This window comes from Streptomyces sp. R21 (genome assembly GCF_041051975.1).
Classification (GTDB): domain Bacteria; phylum Actinomycetota; class Actinomycetes; order Streptomycetales; family Streptomycetaceae; genus Streptomyces.
Window position 1 is genome coordinate 5,386,286 of sequence record NZ_CP163435.1, and the last position, 25,652, is coordinate 5,411,937.

12 protein-coding genes and 3 rRNA genes are annotated in these 25,652 nt (G+C 68.9%); 9 read left to right on the forward strand and 6 right to left on the reverse strand.

The window, feature by feature from the left end; genetic code table 11:
- Positions 1-360: 360 nt before the first annotated feature.
- Together lhgO and AB5J56_RS24060 are read right to left on the reverse strand one after the other, a co-directional pair.
- Complete coding sequence (lhgO, locus tag AB5J56_RS24055) at positions 361-1,578, reverse strand: L-2-hydroxyglutarate oxidase (RefSeq protein ID WP_369242735.1); 1,218 nt, start codon at positions 1,576-1,578, stop codon at positions 361-363.
- Positions 1,579-1,651: 73 nt separating this feature from the next.
- On the reverse strand, positions 1,652-3,076 hold the full coding sequence (locus tag AB5J56_RS24060; RefSeq protein ID WP_369234826.1) for an MFS transporter: 1,425 nt from the start codon (positions 3,074-3,076) through the stop codon (positions 1,652-1,654).
- A 714-nt stretch (positions 3,077-3,790) separates the two neighbouring features.
- On the opposite strand from AB5J56_RS24060, the gene AB5J56_RS24065 reads away from it, so the two are divergent.
- Both AB5J56_RS24065 and AB5J56_RS24070 read left to right on the forward strand, forming a co-directional pair.
- Positions 3,791-5,884 (forward strand): asparagine synthase-related protein, encoded by a 2,094-nt coding sequence (locus tag AB5J56_RS24065; RefSeq protein ID WP_369234827.1) that lies wholly within the window; start codon positions 3,791-3,793, stop codon positions 5,882-5,884.
- A 412-nt stretch (positions 5,885-6,296) separates the two neighbouring features.
- Positions 6,297-9,683 carry a BTAD domain-containing putative transcriptional regulator gene (locus tag AB5J56_RS24070; protein ID WP_369234828.1) on the forward strand — a complete coding sequence of 1,129 codons (3,387 nt, stop codon included), beginning with the start codon at positions 6,297-6,299 and terminating at the stop codon, positions 9,681-9,683.
- A gap of 16 nt (positions 9,684-9,699) precedes the next feature.
- Here AB5J56_RS24070 and AB5J56_RS24075 read toward each other — a convergent pair whose 3' ends face one another.
- Together AB5J56_RS24075 and AB5J56_RS24080 are read right to left on the reverse strand one after the other, a co-directional pair.
- Positions 9,700-11,670 (reverse strand): sigma-70 family RNA polymerase sigma factor, encoded by a 1,971-nt coding sequence (locus AB5J56_RS24075; RefSeq protein WP_369234829.1) that lies wholly within the window; start codon positions 11,668-11,670, stop codon positions 9,700-9,702.
- A 331-nt stretch (positions 11,671-12,001) separates the two neighbouring features.
- On the reverse strand, positions 12,002-12,790 hold the full coding sequence (locus AB5J56_RS24080; RefSeq protein ID WP_369234830.1) for a TetR/AcrR family transcriptional regulator: 789 nt from the start codon (positions 12,788-12,790) through the stop codon (positions 12,002-12,004).
- 374 nt (positions 12,791-13,164) lie between these two features.
- On the opposite strand from AB5J56_RS24080, the gene AB5J56_RS24085 reads away from it, so the two are divergent.
- Both AB5J56_RS24085 and AB5J56_RS24090 read left to right on the forward strand, forming a co-directional pair.
- Complete coding sequence (locus AB5J56_RS24085; RefSeq protein WP_369234831.1) at positions 13,165-14,529, forward strand: NAD(P)/FAD-dependent oxidoreductase; 1,365 nt, start codon at positions 13,165-13,167, stop codon at positions 14,527-14,529.
- Positions 14,530-14,652: 123 nt separating this feature from the next.
- Positions 14,653-16,305: a SpoIIE family protein phosphatase gene (locus AB5J56_RS24090; protein WP_369234832.1), complete on the forward strand. Its 1,653-nt coding sequence runs from the start codon at positions 14,653-14,655 to the stop codon at positions 16,303-16,305.
- A gap of 31 nt (positions 16,306-16,336) precedes the next feature.
- Here the strand turns inward: AB5J56_RS24090 and AB5J56_RS24095 are convergent, their stop codons facing one another.
- Complete coding sequence (locus AB5J56_RS24095) at positions 16,337-17,608, reverse strand: MFS transporter (protein ID WP_369242737.1); 1,272 nt, start codon at positions 17,606-17,608, stop codon at positions 16,337-16,339.
- Between the two features lie 145 nt (positions 17,609-17,753).
- On the opposite strand from AB5J56_RS24095, the gene AB5J56_RS24100 reads away from it, so the two are divergent.
- The 4 genes from AB5J56_RS24100 to rrf all read left to right on the forward strand — a co-directional run bounded on the left by AB5J56_RS24100 (position 17,754) and on the right by rrf (position 24,054).
- Complete coding sequence (locus AB5J56_RS24100; RefSeq protein WP_369234833.1) at positions 17,754-18,302, forward strand: MarR family winged helix-turn-helix transcriptional regulator; 549 nt, start codon at positions 17,754-17,756, stop codon at positions 18,300-18,302.
- 567 nt (positions 18,303-18,869) lie between these two features.
- Positions 18,870-20,394: ribosomal RNA gene (locus tag AB5J56_RS24105) — 16S ribosomal RNA — on the forward strand.
- A 320-nt stretch (positions 20,395-20,714) separates the two neighbouring features.
- Positions 20,715-23,837, forward strand: a 23S ribosomal RNA gene (locus tag AB5J56_RS24110).
- A 100-nt stretch (positions 23,838-23,937) separates the two neighbouring features.
- Positions 23,938-24,054: ribosomal RNA gene (rrf, locus tag AB5J56_RS24115) — 5S ribosomal RNA — on the forward strand.
- The 16S, 23S and 5S rRNA genes sit together here, the layout of an rRNA operon.
- A gap of 193 nt (positions 24,055-24,247) precedes the next feature.
- Here the strand turns inward: rrf and AB5J56_RS24120 are convergent.
- Positions 24,248-25,009 (reverse strand): CDP-alcohol phosphatidyltransferase family protein, encoded by a 762-nt coding sequence (locus AB5J56_RS24120; protein ID WP_369234834.1) that lies wholly within the window; start codon positions 25,007-25,009, stop codon positions 24,248-24,250.
- A 72-nt stretch (positions 25,010-25,081) separates the two neighbouring features.
- Here AB5J56_RS24120 and AB5J56_RS24125 point away from each other — a divergent pair, with 72 nt between their 5' ends.
- Complete coding sequence (locus AB5J56_RS24125) at positions 25,082-25,633, forward strand: GNAT family N-acetyltransferase (protein WP_369234835.1); 552 nt, start codon at positions 25,082-25,084, stop codon at positions 25,631-25,633.
- Positions 25,634-25,652: the final 19 nt, after the last annotated feature.

Genomic DNA, 25,652 nt, shown 5'->3' on the forward strand with positions numbered 1-25,652 from the left:
TTCGCAGGGGTGCGGTGGGTGGGTCGGGGCCGTGCCGGTACGTTCTGCCCGTCGCCGCGTGGGCGTACTGCCCGGGGGTGACAAATGGCGGGACTTGGCGGGCGGTCTGCTACGCGACGGGCAGGAACGTACCGGCACGGCCCCTTCCGTGCGTCCGCGACTGCGGGTGCGTGGGGGTTCGCGTGGCGCCGGGGGCGGCGGTCCGTCCTCCCTGCGGGCAATCGTGCCGCTGGGGCGGCACGGGTGGGCGCAGGCGGCGCCTCGATAGCGCCGAGTTGCGTGACCCACCCCCGGCCAGCACCTACGCCGGGTGACACGGCAACTAGGGGTGACCGGGGTTTGCCTGTCCCCCGGCCCGGGTCAGGTGGAGAGGGCGGTGAGGGCTCGGGTGGCTACCTCTCGGCCGATGGGGAGGGAGGCTGTGGCGGCGGGGGACGGCGCGTTGAGGACGTGGACCGTGCGGGGGCCCTCTCGGATGAGGAAGTCGTCGACCAGCGTGCCGTCGCGCAGGACGGCCTGCGCCCGCACCCCGGCGGGGGCGGGGACAAGGTCGTCCGAGGTGATCGCCGGCAGCAGCCTCCGCACCGCGTCGGTGAACGCCGGCTTCGACAGTGACCGCCGCAGCTCCCCGGCGCCGTAGCGCCAGTGACGGCGGGCTATCCGCCAGGAGCCGGGCCACGCGAGCGTCCCGCCCAGCTCCCGGGGTCGTACGGTCCCCCACCCGTATCCCTCCCGGGCGAGCGCGGGCACCGCGTTGGGACCGACGTGCACACCCCCGTCGATGCCCCGGGTGAGATGCACCCCGAGGAAGGGGAAGGCCGGGTCGGGCACCGGGTAGACGAGACCGCGGACCAGCTCTGGGCGGGTGAGTGAGTAGTACTCACCGCGGAAGGGGACGATCCGCATGCCCGGGTCGTCGCCCGCGAGCCGGGCGATCGCGTCACAGTGCAGGCCCGCGCAGTTGACCAGCACGCGCGCGCGGACGACTGCCCCGTCGGCCGTACGGACGGCGACGCCGAGCGAAGGGCGCCGGTCGATCCGGACGACCTCCGCGCCGTAGCGGATCTCCGCCCCGGAGGACTCGGCGAGCTGCCGGGCCACGGCGACGAAGTCGCAGATGCCGGTCGTGCCGACGTGGATGGCGGCGAGGCCGCGGACCTCCGGCTCGTACTCCGCGATCTGGGCGGCCCCCAGCTCCCGGACCGGAATCCCGTTCTCCCGGCCGCGCTGGACGAGTCCGTGCAGCCGGGGCAGCTCGGCGCGCTCCGTGGCGACGATCAGCTTGCCCGTGACGGCGTGCGGGATGTCGTACTCCGCACAGAACTTGACCATCTCGGCGGCGCCCCGCACCGCGAACCGCGCCTTCAGGGAGCCCGGGCGGTAATAGACACCACTGTGGATGACACCGCTGTTGCGCCCCGTCTGGTGGCGGGCCGGGCCCTGCTCCTTCTCCAGCACCATCACGCGCGTGCCCGGCGCGGCACGCGTGATCGCATACGCCGTCGACAGGCCGACGATCCCGCCGCCGATCACCAGGACATCGCAGTCGTACGCGACTTTCTCCAGCACCTGTTCCACCTCCCGGCTTCGATAGTGCACTGCGCCACTGACAATGCCCTCAAACCCGGGAGGTCCCCGAAGATCACGCGGCTCAGGCAGGAGCCATCAGCAGTGGCCTGGCGCGCTCCCGCAGCTCCACCACGCGCGGCTCGTCGCCGTACGGCTCCAGGCGGTGCAGGAGATCCTTCACGTACTCGGTGGTGCGCGCCGAGGAAATGCGCCCGGCGACCTCCACCGCCCGCACGCCCTGCTCGCATGCCGCGTCCAGATTGCCCGATTCGAGCTCGGCGACCGCCGAGACGACCAGACGCAGTCCGTGCGAGCGTACGAACTCCTCCGTCGGCTTCGACAGTGCCTGCTCCGTGAAGCGGCGGACCTGGCGTGGTGCCTTCAGGTCGCGGTAGCACTCCGCCGCGTCGGCGGCGAAGCGGTCGTAGGAATAGAAGCCGAGCCAGGACGGATCGTGGTCGCCGTCGCGGGAGCGCTCCAGCCAGCCCTCGGCCGCCTTCAGCGCGGCGCCGGCCGCCTGGGCGTCACCCGCGCGTGCGTGCGCGCGTGCCTCGACGAGCCGGAAGAAGCTCATGGTGCGGGCCGTCGCGAGCCCGCGGTTGCGCTCCAGGGCGGCCTGGGCGAGGTCGACGCCCTCGTCGCCGAAGCCGCGGTAGGTCGCCTGGAGGGACATCGAGGCCAGTACGTAGCCCCCGAGAGGCACGTCGGCGGCCGCTCGGGCGAGGCGCAGCGCCTGGATGTAGTAGCGCTGGGCCGCCTCCTGTTGGCCGGTGTCGAAGGCCATCCACCCGGCGAGGCGGGTGAGTTCGGCGCTGGCTCCGAAGAGGGCCCTGCCCACCTCGTCGGAGTACGAGCCGAGCAGCAGCGGCGCCGCCTCCACCCTCAGGCACTCGGGCACCATGGAGGAACGCCAGTCACCGCCCCCGTACTTGGAGTCCCAGCGCCGGGCGTCCTCGGCGGCCTCGCGGAGCTTCTGCACATCGCTGTGGCCGACTTTCAGCGGTGCTCCGGAGCCCTCCCCGGGGTTCGCGTCGCGCGCCACCGAACTGTCGGCCGGGGTTATCAGCCAGCGTGAGGCAGGCGTTGCGTATGCGCTCACTGCGAACGATCCGGCCAGCGACTGCCAGATGCCGCCGGAGCCGGCCCGGCGTCCGGCGAGGTCGAGACGGTAGAGCTCCGTGGCCGACCGCACCGCCTGGCCGACGTCACGGGGGAAGGCGAGGCCCACCTCGGGTGCGGGATCCGCGTCCGCCAGGCCGATCTCGTGGAGCGGCACCGGGCGGCCGAGCTTCTGGCCGATGGCGGCCGCGATGAGGTGCGGCGCGGCGCCCTGCGGCACCATTCCCTTCGACACCCAGCGCGCCACCGACGTCTTGTCGTAGCGAAGAGTCAACCCGCGTTGAGCGCCAAGGTCGTTGACGCGTCGCGCGAGTCCTGCGTTGCTGATTCCCGCGAGGGCGAGAACGGCGCCGAGTTTTTCGTTCGGCCCGCGTTGCTCCCTGGACATTGCGCCACCCCTCGACACAGACGGCTGCCGCGTTGGCATAACCACGCGGCATTCGTAAACCCAGCGTAGTTCGCCGCATCCCAAGCGTTAAGAGGCATAGTTCCGGATGGCGAGATTGTGGTCCGTACGGAAGTACGGACGGTTGCAGCGTGCTCCCGCTGTGTGGCCGTGCGCCCGCCCGTGCGCTCTTCTCCGGCCACCGGGGGAGCGCTTCCATGAATCTGCGTGGGTCGGCCCGCTGTACTGGATCCAGTGGGCTGGGGGACACCGCCGCCTACATCCCCGCGGGCGGCGGACCGGTCCGGGAGGCGAGCTCCGCCTCCCGGACTGTGCATCGCCGATGCGGTGCGCACCACCTGTACGGAGCGTGTCCGTGCTCGGGCCTCCGGTGGCTGATTTGGCCGAAAATCGACGGTGGGTCCCTGGGGTAAATAACGCGTCTACCACGCTACTTGAGGGCGCGTTAGGTGGTTGGGGGGAGCGTACCGGGGGCGCATTCGCGTCGCCGAACTGACCTGTATCGCCGCCGGATTGTCCACCGACCACTTGGGGATGGTCGTCAAGTTCCCGGCGTATCACCGCGGCAGCTCTTCCTCGGGGGCGCGTTCGAGGGGGCGCAAGCCGCCGCACAGAGCCTCCCGTATGCCTTCTTCGTGGCAGCATGGTGCCCAGTTCGTACGGTGCACTGGTTGTCCACAGCCTGTGGAGGCGGCGATGCGGTGGTTGGTGGGGTGGAGCAGTACCGCCGCCAGGGCGCCCGGCTTCGGGTCGGCCGGGGCCACCGGCAGCGACGGCGAGACCGTGCACCCGGTGGGATCCCAACTCCTGTGGGGCGACCCCGATCCGCTCTGGGCGGTCGGCGACTGGCGCCCCGACGAGGTGCGCATCGTGAAGGCCGACGCGCAGACCCGGATCGCCGTCCTCGGCACCTGCGGCGCGACCGACGAGGAACTGCGAGTCGGGCTGTTCGCCGCACGTGGAGGGGCACTTCGGCATCTGACCAACTGGTCCGGCAGCTACACGGCGGTCGTCCAGGTCGGCCGTCGGCTGACCGTCTGCGGTGATCTCGCGGGCGCCCGGCCCGTGTTCTACACCCCCTGGGCGGGCGGCACCGCCTACGCGACCGCCGCGCTGCCCCTCGCCGACCTCATCGAGGCCAACCTCGACTTCGGGCACCTCGCCGCGCTGCTCGCCGCCCCCGACGTACCGGCCGCGGTGCACGACTCGACCCCGTACGACGGCGTGCGGCGCATCCCGCCGGGGCACGCGCTGATCCTGCGCGCCGGGGCGCGCGAGATCGCCGGATACGAGCCGGTCGCCTCCCTCGCGGTCGCGGCGCCCTCGGCCGACCCCGCGAGCGCCGTGGACGCCGTGCGCGACGCCCTCGTGGAGGCGGTACGCGCGCGTCTCGCCGCGCCGCGCCATGTGCCGGGCACCGATGTGGACCCCGGGCCCGTGCCCGGAATGGGGCCCGCCGAGCGGCGCGCCGCGCGCGGGATGCCCGTCCCTGGCATCGGAGCCGACCTCTCCGGAGGGCCCGCCTCGGGGACGCTGGCCCTCCTTGCCGCGGGGCTGCCCGGAGCTCCCGGGACGGTGCTCGGGCACGGGACCGGCGCGGGTGAGCGCCTCCTCGCCGTCACCTTCAACGACCTCGCCGTCGGCGGGCGCGACGCCGAACTGGAGCGGGCGGGGACGCTCGCCGCGAACCCCCGGCTGCATCACGTGGTGGTCGCGGGCGGGGAGGAAGTCCTTCCGTACGCCGACCTGGAGGGGCCGCTCACCGACGAACCCGGGCCCTCGCTGGTGACCGCCGCCCGGCATCGCGCGCGGCTCGCCTCCGGCAGCGCGGACCACTTCACGGGATACGGGGCCCGGCAGGTGCTCGACGCGCATCCCGCGCGGCTCGCGGATCTGCTGATGGACCGCAAACGCCGTCATCTGGTGCGGCCCGTCGCCGCGTTGGCGAAGGCGGACGGCTCGGTGATGGTCCCCGCGCGCGTGTACGGCGCCGCGCGCAAGCTCGCCCGTACGTCGTACCGCACCGGCGTCGACGGGCTCGCCGAGCGGCTGCTGCACCGGCGCTTCGAGGAGCCCGGAGGCGCCGTGGGGGCGTCGCTCGCCGCGCTCACCTGGGCCAGACCGGGGCCTGCCGCTCGGTGGCTGACGGGTGAGGCGCTTGCTGAAGTATCGGTTCGCCTACAGGGGGCGTCGACGGGCGGACGGCCGGGGGTCGGGCCCGGGCAGCGGCCCGGCGACTTCCGGGCGCGGGCGGCGCTCGCGCGGGTCGCGGCGGATCTGCGCGTCCTGGAGCAGGCCGCCGAGATCCGCTTCCAGCGGCTGCACGCGCCGTTCCTGGACAACCAGGTCGTACGGGCCTGCCGTGCGCTGCCCGAGGCGTTGCGGGTGCGGCCGGGTGCGCGGTCGGAGATCCTGCGTACGGTCCTGGAGGGCGCCGGGGTCGCGGACCTGCCGCCCGGGTGGGGCGCGCCGTCGCACGCGTCGTCCGCCGCGGCTGCCCGCACGGGGTTGCGGGTCGCTGCCGATGAGCTCGTCGCGCTGTTCGACACGCCGTTGCTCGCGCAGGCGGGGCTGGTGGAGGCGCGCGTCGTCCGCAAAGCGCTCCGCGCGGCGGCGGATGGCGAGCCGCTCCCTCTGGACGGCCTCGCCGACCTGGTCTCCCTGGAGCTTTGGCTACGGCGCCTGCTGGCCCGGCGAGGCACTTGCTGGACGGGGACGCCTGCGCGGCAGCGGGCTGTGCCTGCGGGGATTCGGCCGCAGGGGCGGGCGTTGGCTGGCGGGAACGCCTGACGCGGTGCGCCTGACCGCCGGTGGGTGGGTCGGGGCCGTGCCGGTACGTTCTGCCCGTCGCCGCGTGGGCGTACTGCCCGGGGTTGATATACGGCGGGACTTGGCGGGCGGTCTGCTACGCGACGGGCAGAGACGTACCGGCACGGCCCCTTCCGTTCGGGGGCGACTGCGGGTAGTGGTCGCCCACCCTGCGGGCATCGTGCCGCTGGGGCGGCACGGGTGGGCGCAGGCGGCGCCTCGTTAGCGCCGAGTTGCGTGACCCACCCCCGGCCAGCACCCACGAAGAAAGCAAAGGGGGACCGGGGTTTGCCCACCCGCCCAGGGTGCCCTGGAAGGGCCCGGCAAGGCTGGGGGTGGCGGCTCGCCGGAGAAAGGCGGTGTTGTGGGGGGTCGGGCCAGGGAGAATGGGCGGGTGCGGTACAGAATTCTGGGCGTTGCCCAGGCCGAGGACGCCCAGGGGACCCTCGTACCCGTGGGCGGCCCCCGCGTACGCGCCCTCCTCACAGCCCTGGCCCAGCGAACCGGCCGTACCGCCACCCCCGAGACCCTCATCGACGAGGTATGGGCGGACGATCCGCCGACCGACGCACCGGCGGCGCTCCAAGCCCTGGTGGGCCGTCTGCGCCGAGCCATCGGCAAGGACACGGTCGCCTCCGAGGCAGGCGGCTACCGGCTTGCGGCCACCCGCGACGACGTGGACCTCTTCGTCTTCGAACGCCTCGTCGACGAGGGCAAGGACGCCCTCGACCGCGGCGACGCGCACATCGCCGCCCACACCCTGCGCGACGCACTCGCCCTGTGGCACGGCCCCGCCCTCGCCGACCTTCCCGACCGCACCGCCGCCACCCGCCCCGACGCACTGCGCCTGGAGGCCACGCGAGCCCGCGCCGAGGCGGACCTGCGGCTCGGCCGCGCCCCCGATGTCGTACCGGAGTTGCAGGAGCTGACGGAGGCCCACCCGTACGACGAGGCGCTCCAGGTCCTCCTGATACGCGCGCTGCGCGACTCCGGCCGCGGAGCGCACGCCCTCGCCGCGTACGAGGGCGTCCGCAGGGCCCTGCTGGACGGCCTCGGCGCGGACCCCGGTCCGGAACTCCGAGCCCTCCACACGGAGTTGTTGAAGGGGGAGGAGGGGGAGGGAGAGGGGAGCCTGGCCGACCGCAACGGGGGGCGTCCGCGGTCGCTTTCTCAAGACGGGAAGCCTCTCGTACGGGTCGAGCGGACCGGGAACCTTCGTCCCCGTTTGAACTCTTTCGTCGGGCGGGAACCCGAACTCGACGCCATCCGTTCGGATGTGCACAGGGCCCGTCTGGTCACTCTCACCGGACCAGGCGGTTCGGGAAAGACCCGCCTTGCCGAGGAAGCCGCCGCCGGGCTTCCGCAGGCGTGGCTGGTCGAGCTCGCCCCGCTCGACCGGCCGGAGGCGGTCCCGGGCGCGGTCGTCAGTGCCCTCGGTCTGCGCGAAACCGCGCTGATCACCAACGAGATGTCCGGGGCGGCGTGGCAGGACGATCCCGTCGCGCTGCTGGTCGAGCACTGCGCCTCGCGCAGCCAGCTCCTGATCCTTGACAACTGCGAACATGTCATCGCCGCCGCGGCCGAGCTCGCCGAGACCCTCCTGACGCGCTGCCCGGGGCTCACGATCCTCGCCACCAGCCGCGAACCCCTCAGCGTCCCCGGCGAGTTGGTGCGCCCGGTCGAACCCCTGCCGCCCGACCCGGCGCACCGGCTGTTCATGGAGCGTGCCGCCGCCGTGCGCCCGGAGCCGGACGGCGACCGCGAGTCCGCTGCCGTGGACGAGATCTGCCGCCGGCTCGACGGACTGCCCCTCGCCATCGAGCTGGCCGCCGCCCGGCTGCGGCTGCTGACCCCACGGCAGATCGCCGACCGGCTCGACGACCGCTTCCGGCTGCTCACCTCCGGAAGCCGCACCGTGCTGCCCCGCCAGCAGACCCTGCGCGCCGTCGTCGACTGGTCCTGGGACCTCCTCGACGAGCGGGAGCGGACCGTGCTGCGCGAGGTGTCCGTGTTCGCGGGCGGCTGGGACCTCGAGGCCGCCGAGGCCGTCTGCACCGGGCCCGCCGCCGACCTCATCGGGGCACTCGTCGACAAGTCCCTCATCGTCGCCTACGACGGAGACGGCACGGGCAGCATGAGGTACCGGATGCTGGAGACGATCCACGAGTACGCCGCCGAGCGCGCCGCCGAGCTCCCCGAGCTGCGCGCCGCCGCCGAGCTCCGCCACCGGGAATGGGTGCGCGCCCTCGTCGAGGAGGCCGATCCGCTGCTGCGCTCCGCCGAGCAACTCCCCTGGATCCAGCGCCTGGAGACCGAGCTGGAGAACATCCGCGCCGCCCTCTACCGCAGCTCGGTCGCCGGGGACGAGGAGGAGGTCGGTGCCCTCGTCCTCGCCATGAGCTGGTTCTGGTGGCTGCGCAACCTCCGCCGCGAGGGCATGGAGTGGACGGACCGTGTCCTGCGCCTGGGCGCGGCCCTCGACGCGGCCGATCCGGGCGGACCGTCGGCATCCGGGCCGGCCACCGCCCGGTGCGCGGCTTCCGACGCCGACAGCGACGCCCTCCTCGGCAAGCTGGACGCCTTCGACCCGGTGGCCTCCTTCCTCGACTCCCCGGACCACGAGGAGCACCACCCGCTGCGCGCCCAGCGGATGCGGCTGCGCATGTTCCACCTGTTCATGCTGGTGGACTCGCGGCCGCTGGAGGCGATGCGCGTGGGCCGGATGCCGGAGTACGTCCACCGGGTGCGGAGCCACTTCGAGAAGGGCGGCCCGGACGCCGCGAACATGCCGGGCATCGTCTGGCCGATGGCCGCCTTCTTTGTGGACGGCGCCGCCGAGATGCGCCCCGGACTGGACGCGGCCGTCGCCAACTGCCGGGCGTACGGCGGCGACTGGGAGATCGCCGTCGCCCTGATGTTCCGTACCCACATGGCCGTCGACTCCCCGGGCGGTATGGACGGCGTGGACGACGACCTCGCCGAGCTGCGCGTCCTCAGCCGACGGGTGGGGGACCGCTGGGTGCGGGCCCAGGTGTGCAGCGCGGCCGGCGAGGCGGCCATGGCACGCAGCGGCTTCGAGGAGGCGAAGGGGGAGTACGAGGAGGCCCTCCGACTCGCCTACGAAGTGGGGGCGTACGCCGAGGCGCCCTTCCTGCTGGCGCGGCTCGCCGAGATCGCCTATCGCTCGGGCGAGCGGGCCGACGCGCTGGCCGCTCTGGACGAGGCGAGCGACGCGTCCGACCGCTACGGGGTGCCGGACTCGCTGGCGTTCGTCGCCATGCTGCGGGCCCAGCTGGCGCTGGACGACCAGGAGGTCCCGCAAGCCCGCCGACTGTGGGTGGAGGCGTGCGAGGCGAGCCTTCGCGGCAGCCCGCCCCCGCAGTTCACGGCGGCGCTGAGCTGGGTCGACGCGCTCGTCACGGCCGCCGAGCACGGACCGGGGGCCGGTCTGCGGAAGTTCGCGGACGCCTTGCGGGAGGCGCTGGCCGGTCGGTGCGCCGAGGCGGTCCTCGCGGGCTTCGCCGACGGCGCGGCCGTGCAGTTGGGCGAGCTCGGTGACCATGCGGGCGCGGCCCGTCTGTTCGCGGCCGGCGACCGCTGGCGCGGCGGCCATCCCCGGCCTCCGCGGGAGCAGACAGACGCCGAACGCAGCCTGTCCGCCGCGGCCCTGGCCCTGGGCCCGGTCCGTTACGCGTCCGAGCAGGCGGCGGGCGAGGCCCTCACCCCGGACGACGTCCTGCGCGACCTGGCCGAGGTACTGGACGAACTCCCGGTCGCCTAGGGCCTGTCCGGGAACCTCATGTGCACAGGAACTTCGACTCCGCCCAGTCCGCCAGTGCCACCGAGTCGAACGGGGTGTGGGGTTCGACGACGAGGCGGATCGTCCGGCGGCCGGTGAGGTTCACGTGCACGGGGACGGCCCGGTCATGACCGGTGATCAGCTGTGACTGCCACTGGCGCACTCCGTCGGCGTAGACCGAGAAGCGCATCTGGCCGAGGCCGAGCGTCATGTCGTCGACGCCGACCAGGGCGTCGTACGCCGAGCAGCTGCGGTTGAGGTCGATGGTGACGGAGGACTCGCCGTGGACGGTCACACCGTGCGTGTACGTCCTGTCCCCGATCGACACGCCCCAGCGCTGCCAGACCCAGCTGCTCTCGCCGAGCCGCATCTCGGGCTTGGTGTGGTCGCCGGTGGTGCCGTAGTCCAGCTGGTTCCACTGGTAGACGACCGGCGCGGGCGGCGGTGTCGGCGTGGGGGTGGGCGTCGGCTTCGGGGTCGGCTTGGGCGTGGGTTTCGGCTTCGGCTTCGCCTTGGTGGGCGTCGGGGTCGGCGTCGGCCTGGGGGTCGGCTTGGGCTTCGGGGTGGGTGTCGGCGTCGGCGTCGGCTCGGGCGCCACCACCGGCGGCCTCGGCGCGGGCTTCTTCTTCGGCGGCGCAGGGGTGGGCGTCGGCTCCGGCGCCTCCACGGCGGGCGAGGTGGCCGGTCTCGCCTCGGGCTTCTTGGCCGGGCTGTGGCTGCCCGTCAGGGCGAGCGCCACCGCGGTGGCGGCCACCGCCACGACACCCGCCGCGATACCGGCCTTCACCGGCGCGCCCAGCCCCTCCGAGACCGCCGCGCCGCCCCCGGCGCTCGCCCCGCCGGAGCTGCCGCCCGCCGCGGCGGGCGCGCCCGCGGCTCCGGCCGCACCCGCGCCGGCGCCCCCTGCGATGAGCGCGGCGACCTTCGCGTATCCGGCGGCTCCGAACCAACCGATGACCGCGACCGGGACGACGGCCGGGATCCCGCTGGCCACTTCCTTGATCTGGCCCGCGGCCAGCCGGCACTTGGCGCACTCCTCCAGGTGCTTGCGCAGCCCGCGTTCGGCACGGGTGCGCAGTCCGCCGCGGGCGTACGCGCCGAGCCGGTCGGCGTAGCGTGCGCACTCCTCGTCCATGGTGAGCGTCGTGCTCACATGGGCCTGGAGGTACGCCTGCTTGAGGCCCTCGCGGGCACGGCTGGCCAGGACGCGGGTGCCGTTCGCGTCGAGCCCGAAGAGCGTGGCCACCTCGCTCGGCGACTCGTCCTCGACCTCGGTGTGCCACAGCACGGCCTGCCAGCGCTCGGGCAGCGACCGGAACGCCTGCATGGCCATGGACTGCTCGGCCTCGTGCATCGCGCGCACGTCCGCGCCGAGGTCGAGCGTGTCGTCGTCGGAGACCTCGGAGCTGCGGGCGGCCTGGGCGGCGAACACCGCGAAGTCGTCGACGAGGTGCTCGCGCTTGGCCGACTTGGTCCAGCCCGCGGCGACGCGGCGGACCGTGGTCAGCAGGTACGCGCGTACGGCGTGCTCGGGACCGTGGCCGCTGCGCACCGCTTGCAGCACGCGGGCGAAGACCTCGGCCGTCAGGTCGTCCGCGGTGTGCCCGTCCCGGCAGCAGGTACGGGCGTAGCGGCGCACCGCCTCGGCATGGCGCCGGTACAACTCCTCGTACGCCGTGTCGTCGCCGGAGCGCATCCGCTCGATGAGATCGGCGTCGGACGGCGGCAGATCGGCTTCATGCTCGCGCGGGGGCGGCAGGATCCCGCCCTCGCGTCGCTCGCGCTGCGGCGGAACGCTGGGCTCGGGTACGTCCTCGGCGGCGCCGGTGCCACCGGCCGGACCCGGCGTCGGCGAGCTGCCCGGACCGCCCGAAAGCGGGCCGCCCTGGCTCGGCACCTGCTGTGAGGGCAGCCCACCGGTCTCCGCGCCACCGTCACCGGATGACTCGTCCCGCCCGTCAACGCTCATCGCGGAAAGCCCCCGCCTGCACACTCGGACCCGAATACCGGGACAGCGTGCCACACGGGCGCCGGGCGGAGCCCGGTCGTACGGACCAACCACTCGTCCGTGGGGTTTTGCCACACCGGAGCACTAGCGGTCACCCGATTGGGGAATAGTCAACGAGCTTTCCCCATGCGGGAGTTGACGATTCAGCCGAAAAGCGCGCAATGCGATGGACGGCACGGCAGTGCGACAGCGCGACCCCGGGACAGCATGACTGCGGGACAGCCGGACGGCATCCGCACGCGGGCTGCGCAGCGCCCACGCCCGGAAGCAGCCCTCCGAAAGGACCTGTCGGCTACGGCCGCGACCGGAGTCCCTCCAGCAGGATGTCCAGCAGTCGCGCCGAGGCCGCCGCCTGCTGCGCCGCGTCCGGCAGCGAGGGCGCCGCCGTGGCGATCACCAGCAGAACGTCCGCCACGGTCACGTCCGCCCGCAGCTCGCCGGCCTCGCGCGCCCGCTCCACGAGTTGCCCGACGACCTCGAGCAGCGCGGCCGCACCGGCGTCGACCTCGTCGCCGTCGGGAGCGACCGACTCGGCCTCGGGGGCCGAACGCTGCTCCACCAGTCGCAGTTCGGGAGTCGGCTGGGTCCGCTGCTGCGGCACCCGCGCCTCGTCCACCACGGCTCCGTCGGCCCGCTCGTCGGCGACACCGACCCGCAGGATCTGCGGCGGCAGCAGCCGTCCCGCGCCCGAGGCGACGGACGTCCGCAGGAAGCGCGACAGCGCCGACCACGGCTCGTCCTCCTGACCGAGGGCGGACCGGGCCTGGTCGGTCAGCCGGGAGGTCTCCTCCTCGGCTATCCGCCGGACCAGGACGTCCTTGCTCGGGAAGCGCCGGTACACCGTGCCGACACCGACCCGCGCCCGCCGCGCCACGTCCTCCATCGGCGCGCCGTATCCCAGCTCGCCGAAGACCTCGCGTGCCGCGCGCAGTACATGCTCAAGATTGCGCTGTGCGTCCACGCGCAGCGGCGTCGTACGCGATCCGTCTCCCGGATCGCGCCCGTTGCTCGCCGCTGCGCCGACCACGCCACCGGATGTGATGGCAGATGCGGTCGACCAATGAGAGTCCTGAATGTGCATAAGCGTTCCCCCGGTAATGACGTCTCCCCCCGGAGACTCTCCCCGCCATTGGCAGCCGGGGCGTGCGGGAACAAGCATGTTTCACAGGTCCTCGTGCGGACCTGCCGAGCGCATCCCCCTACACCCCGTCGACACACGAACATAGTTGAGAGGGGGTCAATTCAGAAGGGGCAGGTTCCGCACGGAGCGCCCCCCGATCGGAGTACGGGCCGGATACGTCCCGGTTACGCCCCCTACTGTCACCCCGCTCACACCCGCTGACCTGCGAACCTTCCCCGCACTCCGGCAAATCGGCCAACCCGCGGCACCGTCGGCGGCCGGTCACACAAATTGCCGAGCCTGTGGACAAACTCAAGAGCTGGGTGCGTCATGGGATGGTGAAGGAACCTGTGCGCATTCTCATCGTCGGCGGCGGCTACGTGGGGCTGTACACCGCTCTGCGTCTGCAGCGGAAGCTGAAGCCCGAACTCAAGCGGGGCGACGTGGAGATCGTGGTGGTCTCGCCCGACCCCTATATGACGTATCAGCCCTTCCTTCCCGAAGCCGCGGCCGGATCCATCTCCCCGCGCCACGTCGTCGTCCCGCTGCGCCGGGTCCTCGACGACTGCCAGGTCGTGATCGGCGAGGCACAGTCCATCGACCACGCCAAGCGAACCGTCACCCTCACCACGCTCGCCACCGAGGAAGAGGGGGGCACCGAACAGCTGTCGTACGACGAACTCGTCCTCGCCCCCGGCTCGATCTCACGCACGCTCCCGATCCCGGGCCTCGCCGAGTACGCCATCGGATTCAAGACCGTCGAAGAGGCCATCGGCCTGCGCAACCACGTCATCGAGCAGATGGACATCGCCTCCTCCACCCGCGACCCCGCGATCCGCGACGCGGCCCTGACCTTCGTCTTCGTAGGCGGCGGTTACGCCGGAGTGGAGGCGCTCGCCGAGCTGGAGGACATGGCCCGCTACACCGCGCGCTACTACCACAACGTCAAGGCCGACGACATGAAGTGGATCCTCGTCGAGGCCTCGAACCGGATCCTCCCCGAGGTCGGCGAGGAGATGGGCAAGTACACCGTCACCCAGCTGCGCCAACGCAACATCGACGTACGCCTGGAGACCCGCCTCGACTCCTGCGCCGACCGGATCGCCGTCCTGAGCGACGGCTCCCGCTTCCCGACGCGCACCGTCGTGTGGACCGCCGGAGTGAAACCGCACCCCGTCCTCGCCGCCTCCGACCTCCCGCTGAACGAACGCGGCCGCCTCAAGTGCACCGCCCAGCTGACGATCGACGGCGCCACGCACGCGTGGGGGGCGGGAGACGCCGCCGCCGTCCCCGACGTCACCGCCGCGGAACCCGGCAAGGAGACCGCGCCCAACGCCCAGCACGCCGTACGCCAGGCCAAGGTCCTCGGCGACAACATCGCCGCCTCACTGCGCGGACAGCCCCTCCAGGAGTACGCGCACAAATACGTCGGCTCGGTCGCGTCCCTCGGGCTGCACAAGGGTGTCGCACACGTCTACGGGCGCAAGCTGAAGGGTTATCCTGCCTGGTTCATGCACCGCGTCTACCACCTGAGCAGGGTGCCGACCTTCAACCGCAAGGCCCGTGTCCTCGCCGAATGGACCTTGTCGGGGCTCTTCAAGAGGGAGATCGTGTCCCTGGGATCGCTCGAACACCCCCGAGCGGAGTTCGAACTCGCGGCCGGTGGAAAGCCTCCTCAGGACCCGAAGGGGTCGTCCTGACCGGACCCAGGAACTCCACCGGAAGGGCCGGCGTCTGACGGATGTCGGTCCGGTCGGCCAGACTGGTCCACGACCTTGGGCGGGCCCACCGCTCGCTCATCGAACCCACGAGGCAATCCCCAAGTGAACTTCACGCGCTGGAGCGCCCGGCTCCCCGGAACGCAGCGCCGCTCCGCGGCACGGACCGAGCACACGGTCACCCCGGACCGCCGAGGGGAAGGCTCCGTGCCCGCGGCCCGCGCCGAGCAGCTCACCGACGACCCGCCGTGCGTGCCCGCCGTCGACGACCTGCCCGTCCGCGAGGTCCTCGACCGCGTCCCGGCGCTCGTCGCCCTCGTGCACGGCCCCGACCACCGCGTGGCGTACGTCAACGACGCCTACGTAGCGGCGTTCGGCGCCCGCGCGGTCGGCGACCCCGCCCGCGAGATCCTGCCCGAACTCGACGAACTCGGCCTGCTCCCGCTCCTCGACCAGGTCCTGCGCAGCTCCAAGCCCCGCACGGTCAAGTCCCGCAAGGCCCCCGGCGGCCGCTCCTACACGTTCACCTGCACACCGGTCGACATGCCCGAGGACAGCGCCGGCGGCGTGCTCATCTTCGCCGCCGACGTCACCGACCACGCCGAGGCCGCCGAGCGGCTGCGCGCCAGCGAACGCGAACAGCGCGAGACGGCCGTCACCCTTCAGCATTCACTCCTGCCCCAGGAACTGGAGGAGCCCGACGACCTGCGCATCGCGGCCACCTACCAGCCCGGCGGCACGGAGGCCGCGGTCGGCGGCGACTGGTACGACGTGATCACCCTCGGCGGCGGCCGCACCGCGCTCGTCATCGGCGACGTCATGGGCCGCGGGGTCCGCGCGGCTGCGGTCATGGGCCAGCTTCGTACGGCCGTACGCGCGTACGCCCGCCTCGACCTGCCCCCGCACGAGGTCCTCCAGCTCCTCGACGGCCTCGCCACCGAGATCGACGCCAACCAGATCGCCACCTGCGCGTATGCCGTCCACGACCCCAACGAGGGACGCCTCGTGTACGCCTCCGCAGGCCATCTGCCGATCCTGGTCCGCGACGAGAGCGGCACCGTGATCCGCGCCGACGAACCCACCGGGCCCCCGCTCGGCACCGGCGGCTGGATCCACGCCTCGGGCTCCGTCCCGCTCGGCCCCGGCTCCACCGCGGTCCTCTACACCGACGGCCTCGTCGAGCGGCGCGACGCCGACCTCGACGAGGGCATCGCGGCCCTGGCAACCGCCCTCTCCGGAGCCACCGGCACCCCTCAGGTCGTCTGCGACCGCCTCGTCCGCTCGGCGGGCGTCACCGCGGACCACGACGACGACGTGGCCGTCCTGGTCCTCCAGCACCCCGCCCGCACCGGCCCCGACGGCGAGCTCTTCCGCAACGCCGCCCTGGAACTCCTCGGCGGCGTAGAAGCGGCGCCACGCGCGCGTGCCTTCGCCTCCGGCGTCCTCACGAGCTGGCGCTTCCCCACAGAACTGCACGACCTCGGCGTCCTGGCGGCCAGCGAACTCGTCGCCAACTCCCTCCAGCACGGCACCCCACCCATGCGCCTACGCCTGCGCCGCACCGACCGCCGCCTGATCATCGAGGTGACCGACGGCGACGACCACCTCCCCCGCCGCCGCCGCGCCGAGCCCGCCGACGAGGCCGGGCGCGGTATCGCGATCGTGGCGACCATCGCCTCCAACTGGGGGTCACGGCGCACCCCGGGCGGAGGCAAGGCGGTCTGGTGCGAGTTCGCTCTGCCGCGGGGGGAAGGCTGACGGGAGTGGGCCCTGGGGCGCCACCCGGCTGTCAGGCGTTCGCCGGCACCGGCTCCGCCGGGGTGTTCCCCTGCGCGACCACCCGGCTCTTCGCCAGCGAGGGCTGGTTCTGGACAGGGGTGAGCTGCCGCCCCAGCCGCACGGCAAGGAACGTGATGCCCAGCGAGAACAACAGGAACGTCACGATGTACGGCGCGTGCAGCGAAGCCCCCATCGGACCACCCACCGCCGGCCCGATCGCCAACGCAAGCTGCTTCACCAGGGCGAACGCCGAGTTGTACTGACCCGCCAGCCCCGTCGGCGCCAGGTCGGCGACCAGAGGGGCCACCGTCGGCGACAGCATCGCCTCACCGAGACCGAAGAGCGCGTACGTCGACACGAACGCGGCAGTCGCCATGGTCTGGCTCCCGTGCCCGAGCCCCGCATACCCGGCCGCCACCCACGCGAGAGCCCAGATGAGCCCCACGGCAGCGATCACCCGCGACCGCTTCCGACGCTCGACGAACTTCAGCACCGCGAACTGCGCGACCGCGATCATCGCCGTGTTCGCCGCCATCGCCGTACCCAGCGCGGACGTCGAGATCCCGGCCGCCTCCACGCCGTACGCGGACAGCCCCGACTCGAACTGCCCGTAGCAGGCGAAGAACAGCACGAAGCCCAGCACGCACAGCTGCACCATGGCCCGGTTGCCGAGCAACGACTTCAGGCTCCCGCCCTTGGCCTGCGGCGCGCCCTCGACCTTCGGCGCACGCGGCATCCGCACCGTCGACATGATCACGACGAGCATCAGGAACATCGCCGCCTCGATCGCGAACAGCAGCGTGAACGAGCTCGCCCGCGAGGTGTCGACGATGTGGCCGCCGATCAGACCACCGACGCCGAGCCCGAGGTTCTGCAGGAAGAACTGCATGGCGAAGGCCCGCGACCGGGTCTCCGCGGTGGAGGAGTCCACGATCATCGTGGCGAGCGCCGGCTGCATCACGGCCTGCCCGGCACCGAGCGCGGCCGCCGACAGCACGACGGTCGCCGCACTGTTCGCGAGCCCCAGGCTCAGAGCTCCTACGGCAGCGGTGATCAGGGCGGTGAGCAGCACCGGCAGCGGGCCGCGCCGGACGATGGCCCGCCCGGCGAACGGCAGTACGACGAGAGCGGCCACGGCGAAGACGGCGAGCACAACGCCCGCCGTCATGGAGCCGAGTCCCCGCACCTGCGCCACATAGACGTAGAGGAAGGGGACGGTAAAGCCGAGCCCGAACGCACCGAGTGCGTTGCCCACGTGGATCCGGCGCATCGCTGCGCCCATCGCCCTGGTCACTTTCACCTGCCTTGATCGTGAAGTCTCCGCGCGTAGCTGTTCGGGCTGAAGACTTCGAAGCTAAAGTTAGAAGACCTAAACAGTACACCTCGAAGGACTTCAACGCCAAGCGGCCCCGTGCGATACTTCCGTCATGGGCGACACCCCCGGCGTCAATGAGCCGACACTCGAAGAACAGATCGCCGCCTACCAGCGCGAGTTCCGGGACCTCGACCCCCAGGTCGAGAAGATCGTCTCGGCCCTGGGCCGCCTCAACCGCAGGATGAACGTCGCCTACGGCCGGCAGACCGCGACGCTCGACATCAGCAACGCCGAGTGGGAGGTCCTCAAGGCCCTCGTGCTCTCCGGCGCCCCGTACCGCATGGGCCCGAGCGACCTCGCCAAGCGGCTGGGCCTCACGCCGGCCGCGATGACCCACCGCATCGACCGCATGGTCACGGAGGGGCTCGTCACCCGGGAGCGCGACGAGTCCAACCGCGTGCGCGTCATCGTGGAGCTCACCGCCGAGGGCCGGGAGAAGTGGCTGGAAGCGATGCGCCTGGCCACGGTCTTCGAGGAGGACCTGCTCCAGGACCTCTCCACGGAGGAACGCGGCGTACTGGGCGAGGTCCTGACCCGTCTTCTACGACGCGTGGAGCACGCCCAGCCGGACGCGGGCGGTCGGCTCACCGACCTCGATTAAAGATCTTGACAGGGGAGGTTGACACTGCCTCGCCCGGTCCGTAAGGTTCTTCGAGTTGCCACGGAGCCGTAACGGTTCTGCGGTAGCACCTCCGCCGCGAATGCGGCACCCAAACCTTCAGCACGATCTCCCAATGGGGTCGAATTCGGCGTGCCCGAATTCAATTCGATTTGGGCTCGGCGGCCCGATTAGGAACTGCCGAGAGGATCCGCTAAAGTTAGGGACGTCGGAACGGCCCAACGGCCGGGAAGACAAAGCCCGCTGACTGGGAATCAGGCCCGAAAGGATCTGATAGAGTCGGAAACGCAAGACCGAAGGGAAGCGCCCGGAGGAAAGCCCGAGAGGGTGAGTACAAAGGAAGCGTCCGTTCCTTGAGAACTCAACAGCGTGCCAAAAATCAACGCCAGATATGTTGATACCCCGTCTCCGGCCGATCGGTCGGGACGAGGTTCCTTTGAAAAAGTCCTTCCCCTTGGGGAAGGCGCACAGCGAGGACGCTGAGAACCGTGGGGCTTATTCCGCCCGGCGGTTCCGCTCTCGTGGTGTCGTCCCGATTACGGGAAAACATTCACGGAGAGTTTGATCCTGGCTCAGGACGAACGCTGGCGGCGTGCTTAACACATGCAAGTCGAACGATGAACCACTTCGGTGGGGATTAGTGGCGAACGGGTGAGTAACACGTGGGCAATCTGCCCTGCACTCTGGGACAAGCCCTGGAAACGGGGTCTAATACCGGATACCACCCTTACAGGCATCTGTGAGGGTTGAAAGCTCCGGCGGTGCAGGATGAGCCCGCGGCCTATCAGCTTGTTGGTGAGGTAGTGGCTCACCAAGGCGACGACGGGTAGCCGGCCTGAGAGGGCGACCGGCCACACTGGGACTGAGACACGGCCCAGACTCCTACGGGAGGCAGCAGTGGGGAATATTGCACAATGGGCGAAAGCCTGATGCAGCGACGCCGCGTGAGGGATGACGGCCTTCGGGTTGTAAACCTCTTTCAGCAGGGAAGAAGCGCAAGTGACGGTACCTGCAGAAGAAGCGCCGGCTAACTACGTGCCAGCAGCCGCGGTAATACGTAGGGCGCAAGCGTTGTCCGGAATTATTGGGCGTAAAGAGCTCGTAGGCGGCTTGTCACGTCGGGTGTGAAAGACCGGGGCTTAACCCCGGTTCTGCATTCGATACGGGCTGGCTAGAGTGTGGTAGGGGAGATCGGAATTCCTGGTGTAGCGGTGAAATGCGCAGATATCAGGAGGAACACCGGTGGCGAAGGCGGATCTCTGGGCCATTACTGACGCTGAGGAGCGAAAGCGTGGGGAGCGAACAGGATTAGATACCCTGGTAGTCCACGCCGTAAACGGTGGGAACTAGGTGTTGGCGACATTCCACGTCGTCGGTGCCGCAGCTAACGCATTAAGTTCCCCGCCTGGGGAGTACGGCCGCAAGGCTAAAACTCAAAGGAATTGACGGGGGCCCGCACAAGCAGCGGAGCATGTGGCTTAATTCGACGCAACGCGAAGAACCTTACCAAGGCTTGACATACACCGGAAAGCATCAGAGATGGTGCCCCCCTTGTGGTCGGTGTACAGGTGGTGCATGGCTGTCGTCAGCTCGTGTCGTGAGATGTTGGGTTAAGTCCCGCAACGAGCGCAACCCTTGTTCTGTGTTGCCAGCATGCCCTTCGGGGTGATGGGGACTCACAGGAGACCGCCGGGGTCAACTCGGAGGAAGGTGGGGACGACGTCAAGTCATCATGCCCCTTATGTCTTGGGCTGCACACGTGCTACAATGGCAGGTACAAAGAGCTGCGATACCGCAAGGTGGAGCGAATCTCAAAAAGCCTGTCTCAGTTCGGATTGGGGTCTGCAACTCGACCCCATGAAGTTGGAGTTGCTAGTAATCGCAGATCAGCATTGCTGCGGTGAATACGTTCCCGGGCCTTGTACACACCGCCCGTCACGTCACGAAAGTCGGTAACACCCGAAGCCGGTGGCCCAACCCGTAAGGGAGGGAGCTGTCGAAGGTGGGACTGGCGATTGGGACGAAGTCGTAACAAGGTAGCCGTACCGGAAGGTGCGGCTGGATCACCTCCTTTCTAAGGAGCATCTAGGCCGCCAGGCATTGTCTGGTGGTCCAGGGCCATTACGTCGGCACACGTTCGACGGTGGTTGCTCATGGGTGGAACGTTGATTATTCGGCCGGATTCTCGGGTCGGAGGCTTGCAAGTACTGCTCTTAGGAGCGTGGAAAGCATGATCTCCGGGCGGAGTCTGGCCGGGCACGCTGTTGGGTGTCTGAAGGTACGGCCGAATACGGCTGCCTTCAGTGCCGGCCCCAGTGCACTCGAACCGGTTGGTTCGGGGTGATGGGTGGTTGGTCGTTGTTTGAGAACTGCACAGTGGACGCGAGCATCTGTGGCCAAGTTTTTAAGGGCGCACGGTGGATGCCTTGGCACCAGGAACCGATGAAGGACGTGGGAGGCCACGATAGTCCCCGGGGAGTCGTCAACCAGGCTTTGATCCGGGGGTTTCCGAATGGGGAAACCCGGCAGTCGTCATGGGCTGTCACCCATACCTGAACACATAGGGTATGTGGAGGGAACGCGGGGAAGTGAAACATCTCAGTACCCGCAGGAAGAGAAAACAACCGTGATTCCGGGAGTAGTGGCGAGCGAAACCGGATGAGGCCAAACCTCAAGCGTGTGAGACCCGGCAGGGGTTGCGCTTGGGGGGTTGTGGGATCTCTCTTTTACGGTCTGCCGGCCGTGAGACGAGTCAGAAACCGTTGATGTAGGCGAAGGACATGCGAAAGGTCCGGCGTAGAGGGTAAGACCCCCGTAGTCGAAACATCAGCGGCTCGTTTGAGAGACACCCAAGTAGCACGGGGCCCGAGAAATCCCGTGTGAATCTGGCGGGACCACCCGCTAAGCCTAAATATTCCCTGGTGACCGATAGCGGATAGTACCGTGAGGGAATGGTGAAAAGTACCGCGGGAGCGGAGTGAAATAGTACCTGAAACCGTGTGCCTACAAGCCGTGGGAGCGTCGGAGTGCATGCTTGCATGCACTCTCGTGACTGCGTGCCTTTTGAAGAATGAGCCTGCGAGTTTGCGGTGTGTTGCGAGGTTAACCCGTGTGGGGAAGCCGTAGCGAAAGCGAGTCCGAATAGGGCGGTTTAGTAGCGCGCTCAAGACCCGAAGCGGAGTGATCTAGCCATGGGCAGGTTGAAGCGGCTGTAAGAGGTCGTGGAGGACCGAACCCACCAGGGTTGAAAACCTGGGGGATGACCTGTGGTTAGGGGTGAAAGGCCAATCAAACTCCGTGATAGCTGGTTCTCCCCGAAATGCATTTAGGTGCAGCGTCGTGTGTTTCTTGCCGGAGGTAGAGCACTGGATAGGCGATGGGCCCTACCGGGTTACTGACCTTAGCCAAACTCCGAATGCCGGTAAGTGAGAGCACGGCAGTGAGACTGTGGGGGATAAGCTCCATGGTCGAGAGGGAAACAGCCCAGAGCATCGACTAAGGCCCCTAAGCGTACGCTAAGTGGGAAAGGATGTGGAGTCGCACAGACAACCAGGAGGTTGGCTTAGAAGCAGCCACCCTTGAAAGAGTGCGTAATAGCTCACTGGTCTAGTGATTCCGCGCCGACAATGTAGCGGGGCTCAAGCGTACCGCCGAAGTCGTGTCATTCCAGTAATAGGGCCAACGCCTGCTGGGATGGGTAGGGGAGCGTCGTGTGCCGGGTGAAGCCGCAGCGGAAGCTAGTGGTGGACGGTTCACGAGTGAGAATGCAGGCATGAGTAGCGATACACACGTGAGAAACGTGTGCGCCGATTGACTAAGGGTTCCTGGGTCAAGCTGATCTGCCCAGGGTAAGTCGGGACCTAAGGCGAGGCCGACAGGCGTAGTCGATGGATAACCGGTTGATATTCCGGTACCCGCTGTGAAGCGTCAAACATCGAACCAGGCGATGCTAAGTCCGTGAAGCCGCCCCGGAGCCTTCGGGCAAAGGGGAGTGGTGGAGCCGACGGACCAGACCTGTAGTAGGTGAGTGATGGGGTGACGCAGGAAGGTAGTCCAGCCCGGGCGGTGGTTGTCCCGGGGTAAGGGTGTAGCCCGTCATCTAGGCAAATCCGGATGACATGTGGGTGAGACCTGATGCCGAGCCGATTGTGGTGAAGTGGATGATCCTATGCTGTCGAGAAAAGCCTCTAGCGAGTTTCATGGCGGCCCGTACCCTAAACCGACTCAGGTGGTCAGGTAGAGAATACCGAGGCGTTCGGGTGAACTATGGTTAAGGAACTCGGCAAAATGCCCCCGTAACTTCGGGAGAAGGGGGGCCATCACCGGTGACGAGATTTACTCTCTGAGCTGGGGGTGGCCGCAGAGACCAGCGAGAAGCGACTGTTTACTAAAAACACAGGTCCGTGCGAAGCCGTAAGGCGATGTATACGGACTGACGCCTGCCCGGTGCTGGAACGTTAAGGGGACCGGTTAGTGCACTTTCGGGTGTGCGAAGCTGAGAACTTAAGCGCCAGTAAACGGCGGTGGTAACTATAACCATCCTAAGGTAGCGAAATTCCTTGTCGGGTAAGTTCCGACCTGCACGAATGGCGTAACGACTTCTCGACTGTCTCAACCATAGGCCCGGTGAAATTGCACTACGAGTAAAGATGCTCGTTTCGCGCAGCAGGACGGAAAGACCCCGGGACCTTTACTACAGTTTGATATTGGTGTTCGGTTCGGCTTGTGTAGGATAGCTGGGAGACTGTGAAGTCATGGCGCCAGCCATGGTGGAGTCGTCGTTGAAATACCAGTCTGGTCGTGCTGGATGTCTAACCTGGGTCCGTGATCCGGATCAGGGACAGTGTCTGATGGGTAGTTTAACTGGGGCGGTTGCCTCCTAAAGAGTAACGGAGGCGCCCAAAGGTTCCCTCAGCCTGGTTGGCAATCAGGTGTTGAGTGTAAGTGCACAAGGGAGCTTGACTGTGAGACCGACGGGTCGAGCAGGGACGAAAGTCGGGACTAGTGATCCGGCGGTGGCTTGTGGAAGCGCCGTCGCTCAACGGATAAAAGGTACCCCGGGGATAACAGGCTGATCTTCCCCAAGAGTCCATATCGACGGGATGGTTTGGCACCTCGATGTCGGCTCGTCGCATCCTGGGGCTGGAGTCGGTCCCAAGGGTTGGGCTGTTCGCCCATTAAAGCGGTACGCGAGCTGGGTTTAGAACGTCGTGAGACAGTTCGGTCCCTATCCGCTGTGCGCGTAGGAATATTGAGAAGGGCTGTCCCTAGTACGAGAGGACCGGGACGGACGAACCTCTGGTGTGCCAGTTGTCCTGCCAAGGGCATGGCTGGTTGGCTACGTTCGGGAGGGATAACCGCTGAAAGCATCTAAGCGGGAAGCCTGCTTCGAGATGAGTATTCCCACCCCCTTTGAGGGGTTAAGGCTCCCAGTAGACGACTGGGTTGATAGGCCAGATCTGGAAGGCGGGCAACCGCTGGAGGTGACTGGTACTAATAGGCCGAGGGCTTGTCCTCAGTTGCTCGCGTCCACTGTGTCAGTTCTGAAATAACGAACGACATGCCTCCTCCCTGGGCCACAGGGAGTCGAGGCAACTGGTTCACAATTTCACAGTGTTTCGGTGGTCATAGCGTGAGGGAAACGCCCGGTTACATTCCGAACCCGGAAGCTAAGCCTCACAGCGCCGATGGTACTGCAGGGGGGACCCTGTGGGAGAGTAGGACGCCGCCGAACTTATTTTAGGGAAAACCCCCGCACCTTTGGTGCGGGGGTTTTCTGCGTTCAGGACGTTTAGGACCGTTCAAGACCGTTCAGGACTGTTCACCGGCAGGGTCATTTAGGGGCAGCCCATTAGGCCTGCCCAGATACAACAGAGCGCCCGCTCCTTTCCCTTTCGGAGCGGGGGCCCTGTCGTACGGGGGAGCGGCTACTTCAGCCGGGACGAGGCGACGATCGACACGATGTGAGCCGGGACGAGGAGCCAGGTGATCGCCGTGACGGCGACCGTCGCGATCCTCGTCGCTGTCAGGTCGCCCATGGCCATGTCGATGACCGCCGTGACGAGCAGCAGAATCGTGCACTCGATTCCGTTGACCAGGCGGTGCAGTTGGACGGCCGAGGCGATGCGGCGGATCCGGGCCAGGCCGCTGGAGCGCGGGACGACGGACTGGTCGGTGGCCTTCTGCATGCCGCTGTCCGACCGGGCCACATGGACGAGGTCGGAGGACGACTTGAGGAGAAGGACACCGATGGCGGCCGCCAGACCCGCCACCAGGTAGAGGTCCAGGCCGAGTTCGGCGGCGCGCCAGCCCATGCCGACCATGACGGCGGCGTCGGCGAGGTAGGCACCGAGGCGGTCCAGGTAGACGCCGAGCGGGCTGAACTGCTTGCGCCAGCGGGCGACTTCGCCGTCCACGCAGTCGAGCAGCAGATACAACTGCATGAAGAGGACGGACAATACGGCACCGCCCAGGCCCGGCAGGATCAGGGCGACTCCGGAGAGTATGCCCGCGAAGACCATCACGACGGTGATCTGGTTCGGCGAGACGTTGGTGCCGAGCATCTGGCGGGTCATGCGCAGGGAGATCGAGCGCATGTAGAGGCGGCCTGCCCAGTGTTCCGCCCGGCTGTCCAGTTTCCCCGGAGGATGGATGACGTGGCGGAGTTCGACGAGCGCGGGCTTGGGCATGCAGGAATCTCCCTGCTTCTCTCTGCGAATAATGACGTGGCGGTGTAGCACCTGGATATTACGGTGGCCTGTATGAACCACGTGATCCGCTCCATACGTTCCGCTGAATGGCCCGCCGTGAAGGAACTCCGGCTTGCCGCGCTGAAGGACCCCGTCGCCCATCTCGCGTTCCTGGAGACGTACGAGGACGCCGCGGCCCGGCCCGACTCGTTCTGGCAGGAGAGAGCGGCGGGCGCGGCCCTCGGGACGACCGAGCGGCAGCAGTTCGTCGCCGAGGGGCCCGACGGGGTGTGGGCCGGAACCGTGACCGTGCTCGTCGAGCATGCCGGTTCGCAGGACGTGTGGGGCCAGAGCGTCGAGCGGAGCCAGGGCCATGTGGTCGGGGTCTTCGTACGGCCCGAGCACCGCGGCAGCGCGAACGGGGTCGCGCAGGGGCTCTTCGACGCCGCCGTCGAGTGGTGCTGGGCGATGGGCCTGGAGCAGGTCCGGCTCTTCGTGCACGAGAAGAACCACCACGCCGAGGCGTTCTACCGCCGTATCGGCTTCCTGGCGACCGGTGGCACCGCTCCCGTACCGGGGGATGAGGCGTCGCTGGAGCTGGAGTTCGCGATCGAGCGGTCGTAGACCACGGGTTGCCGGGTGG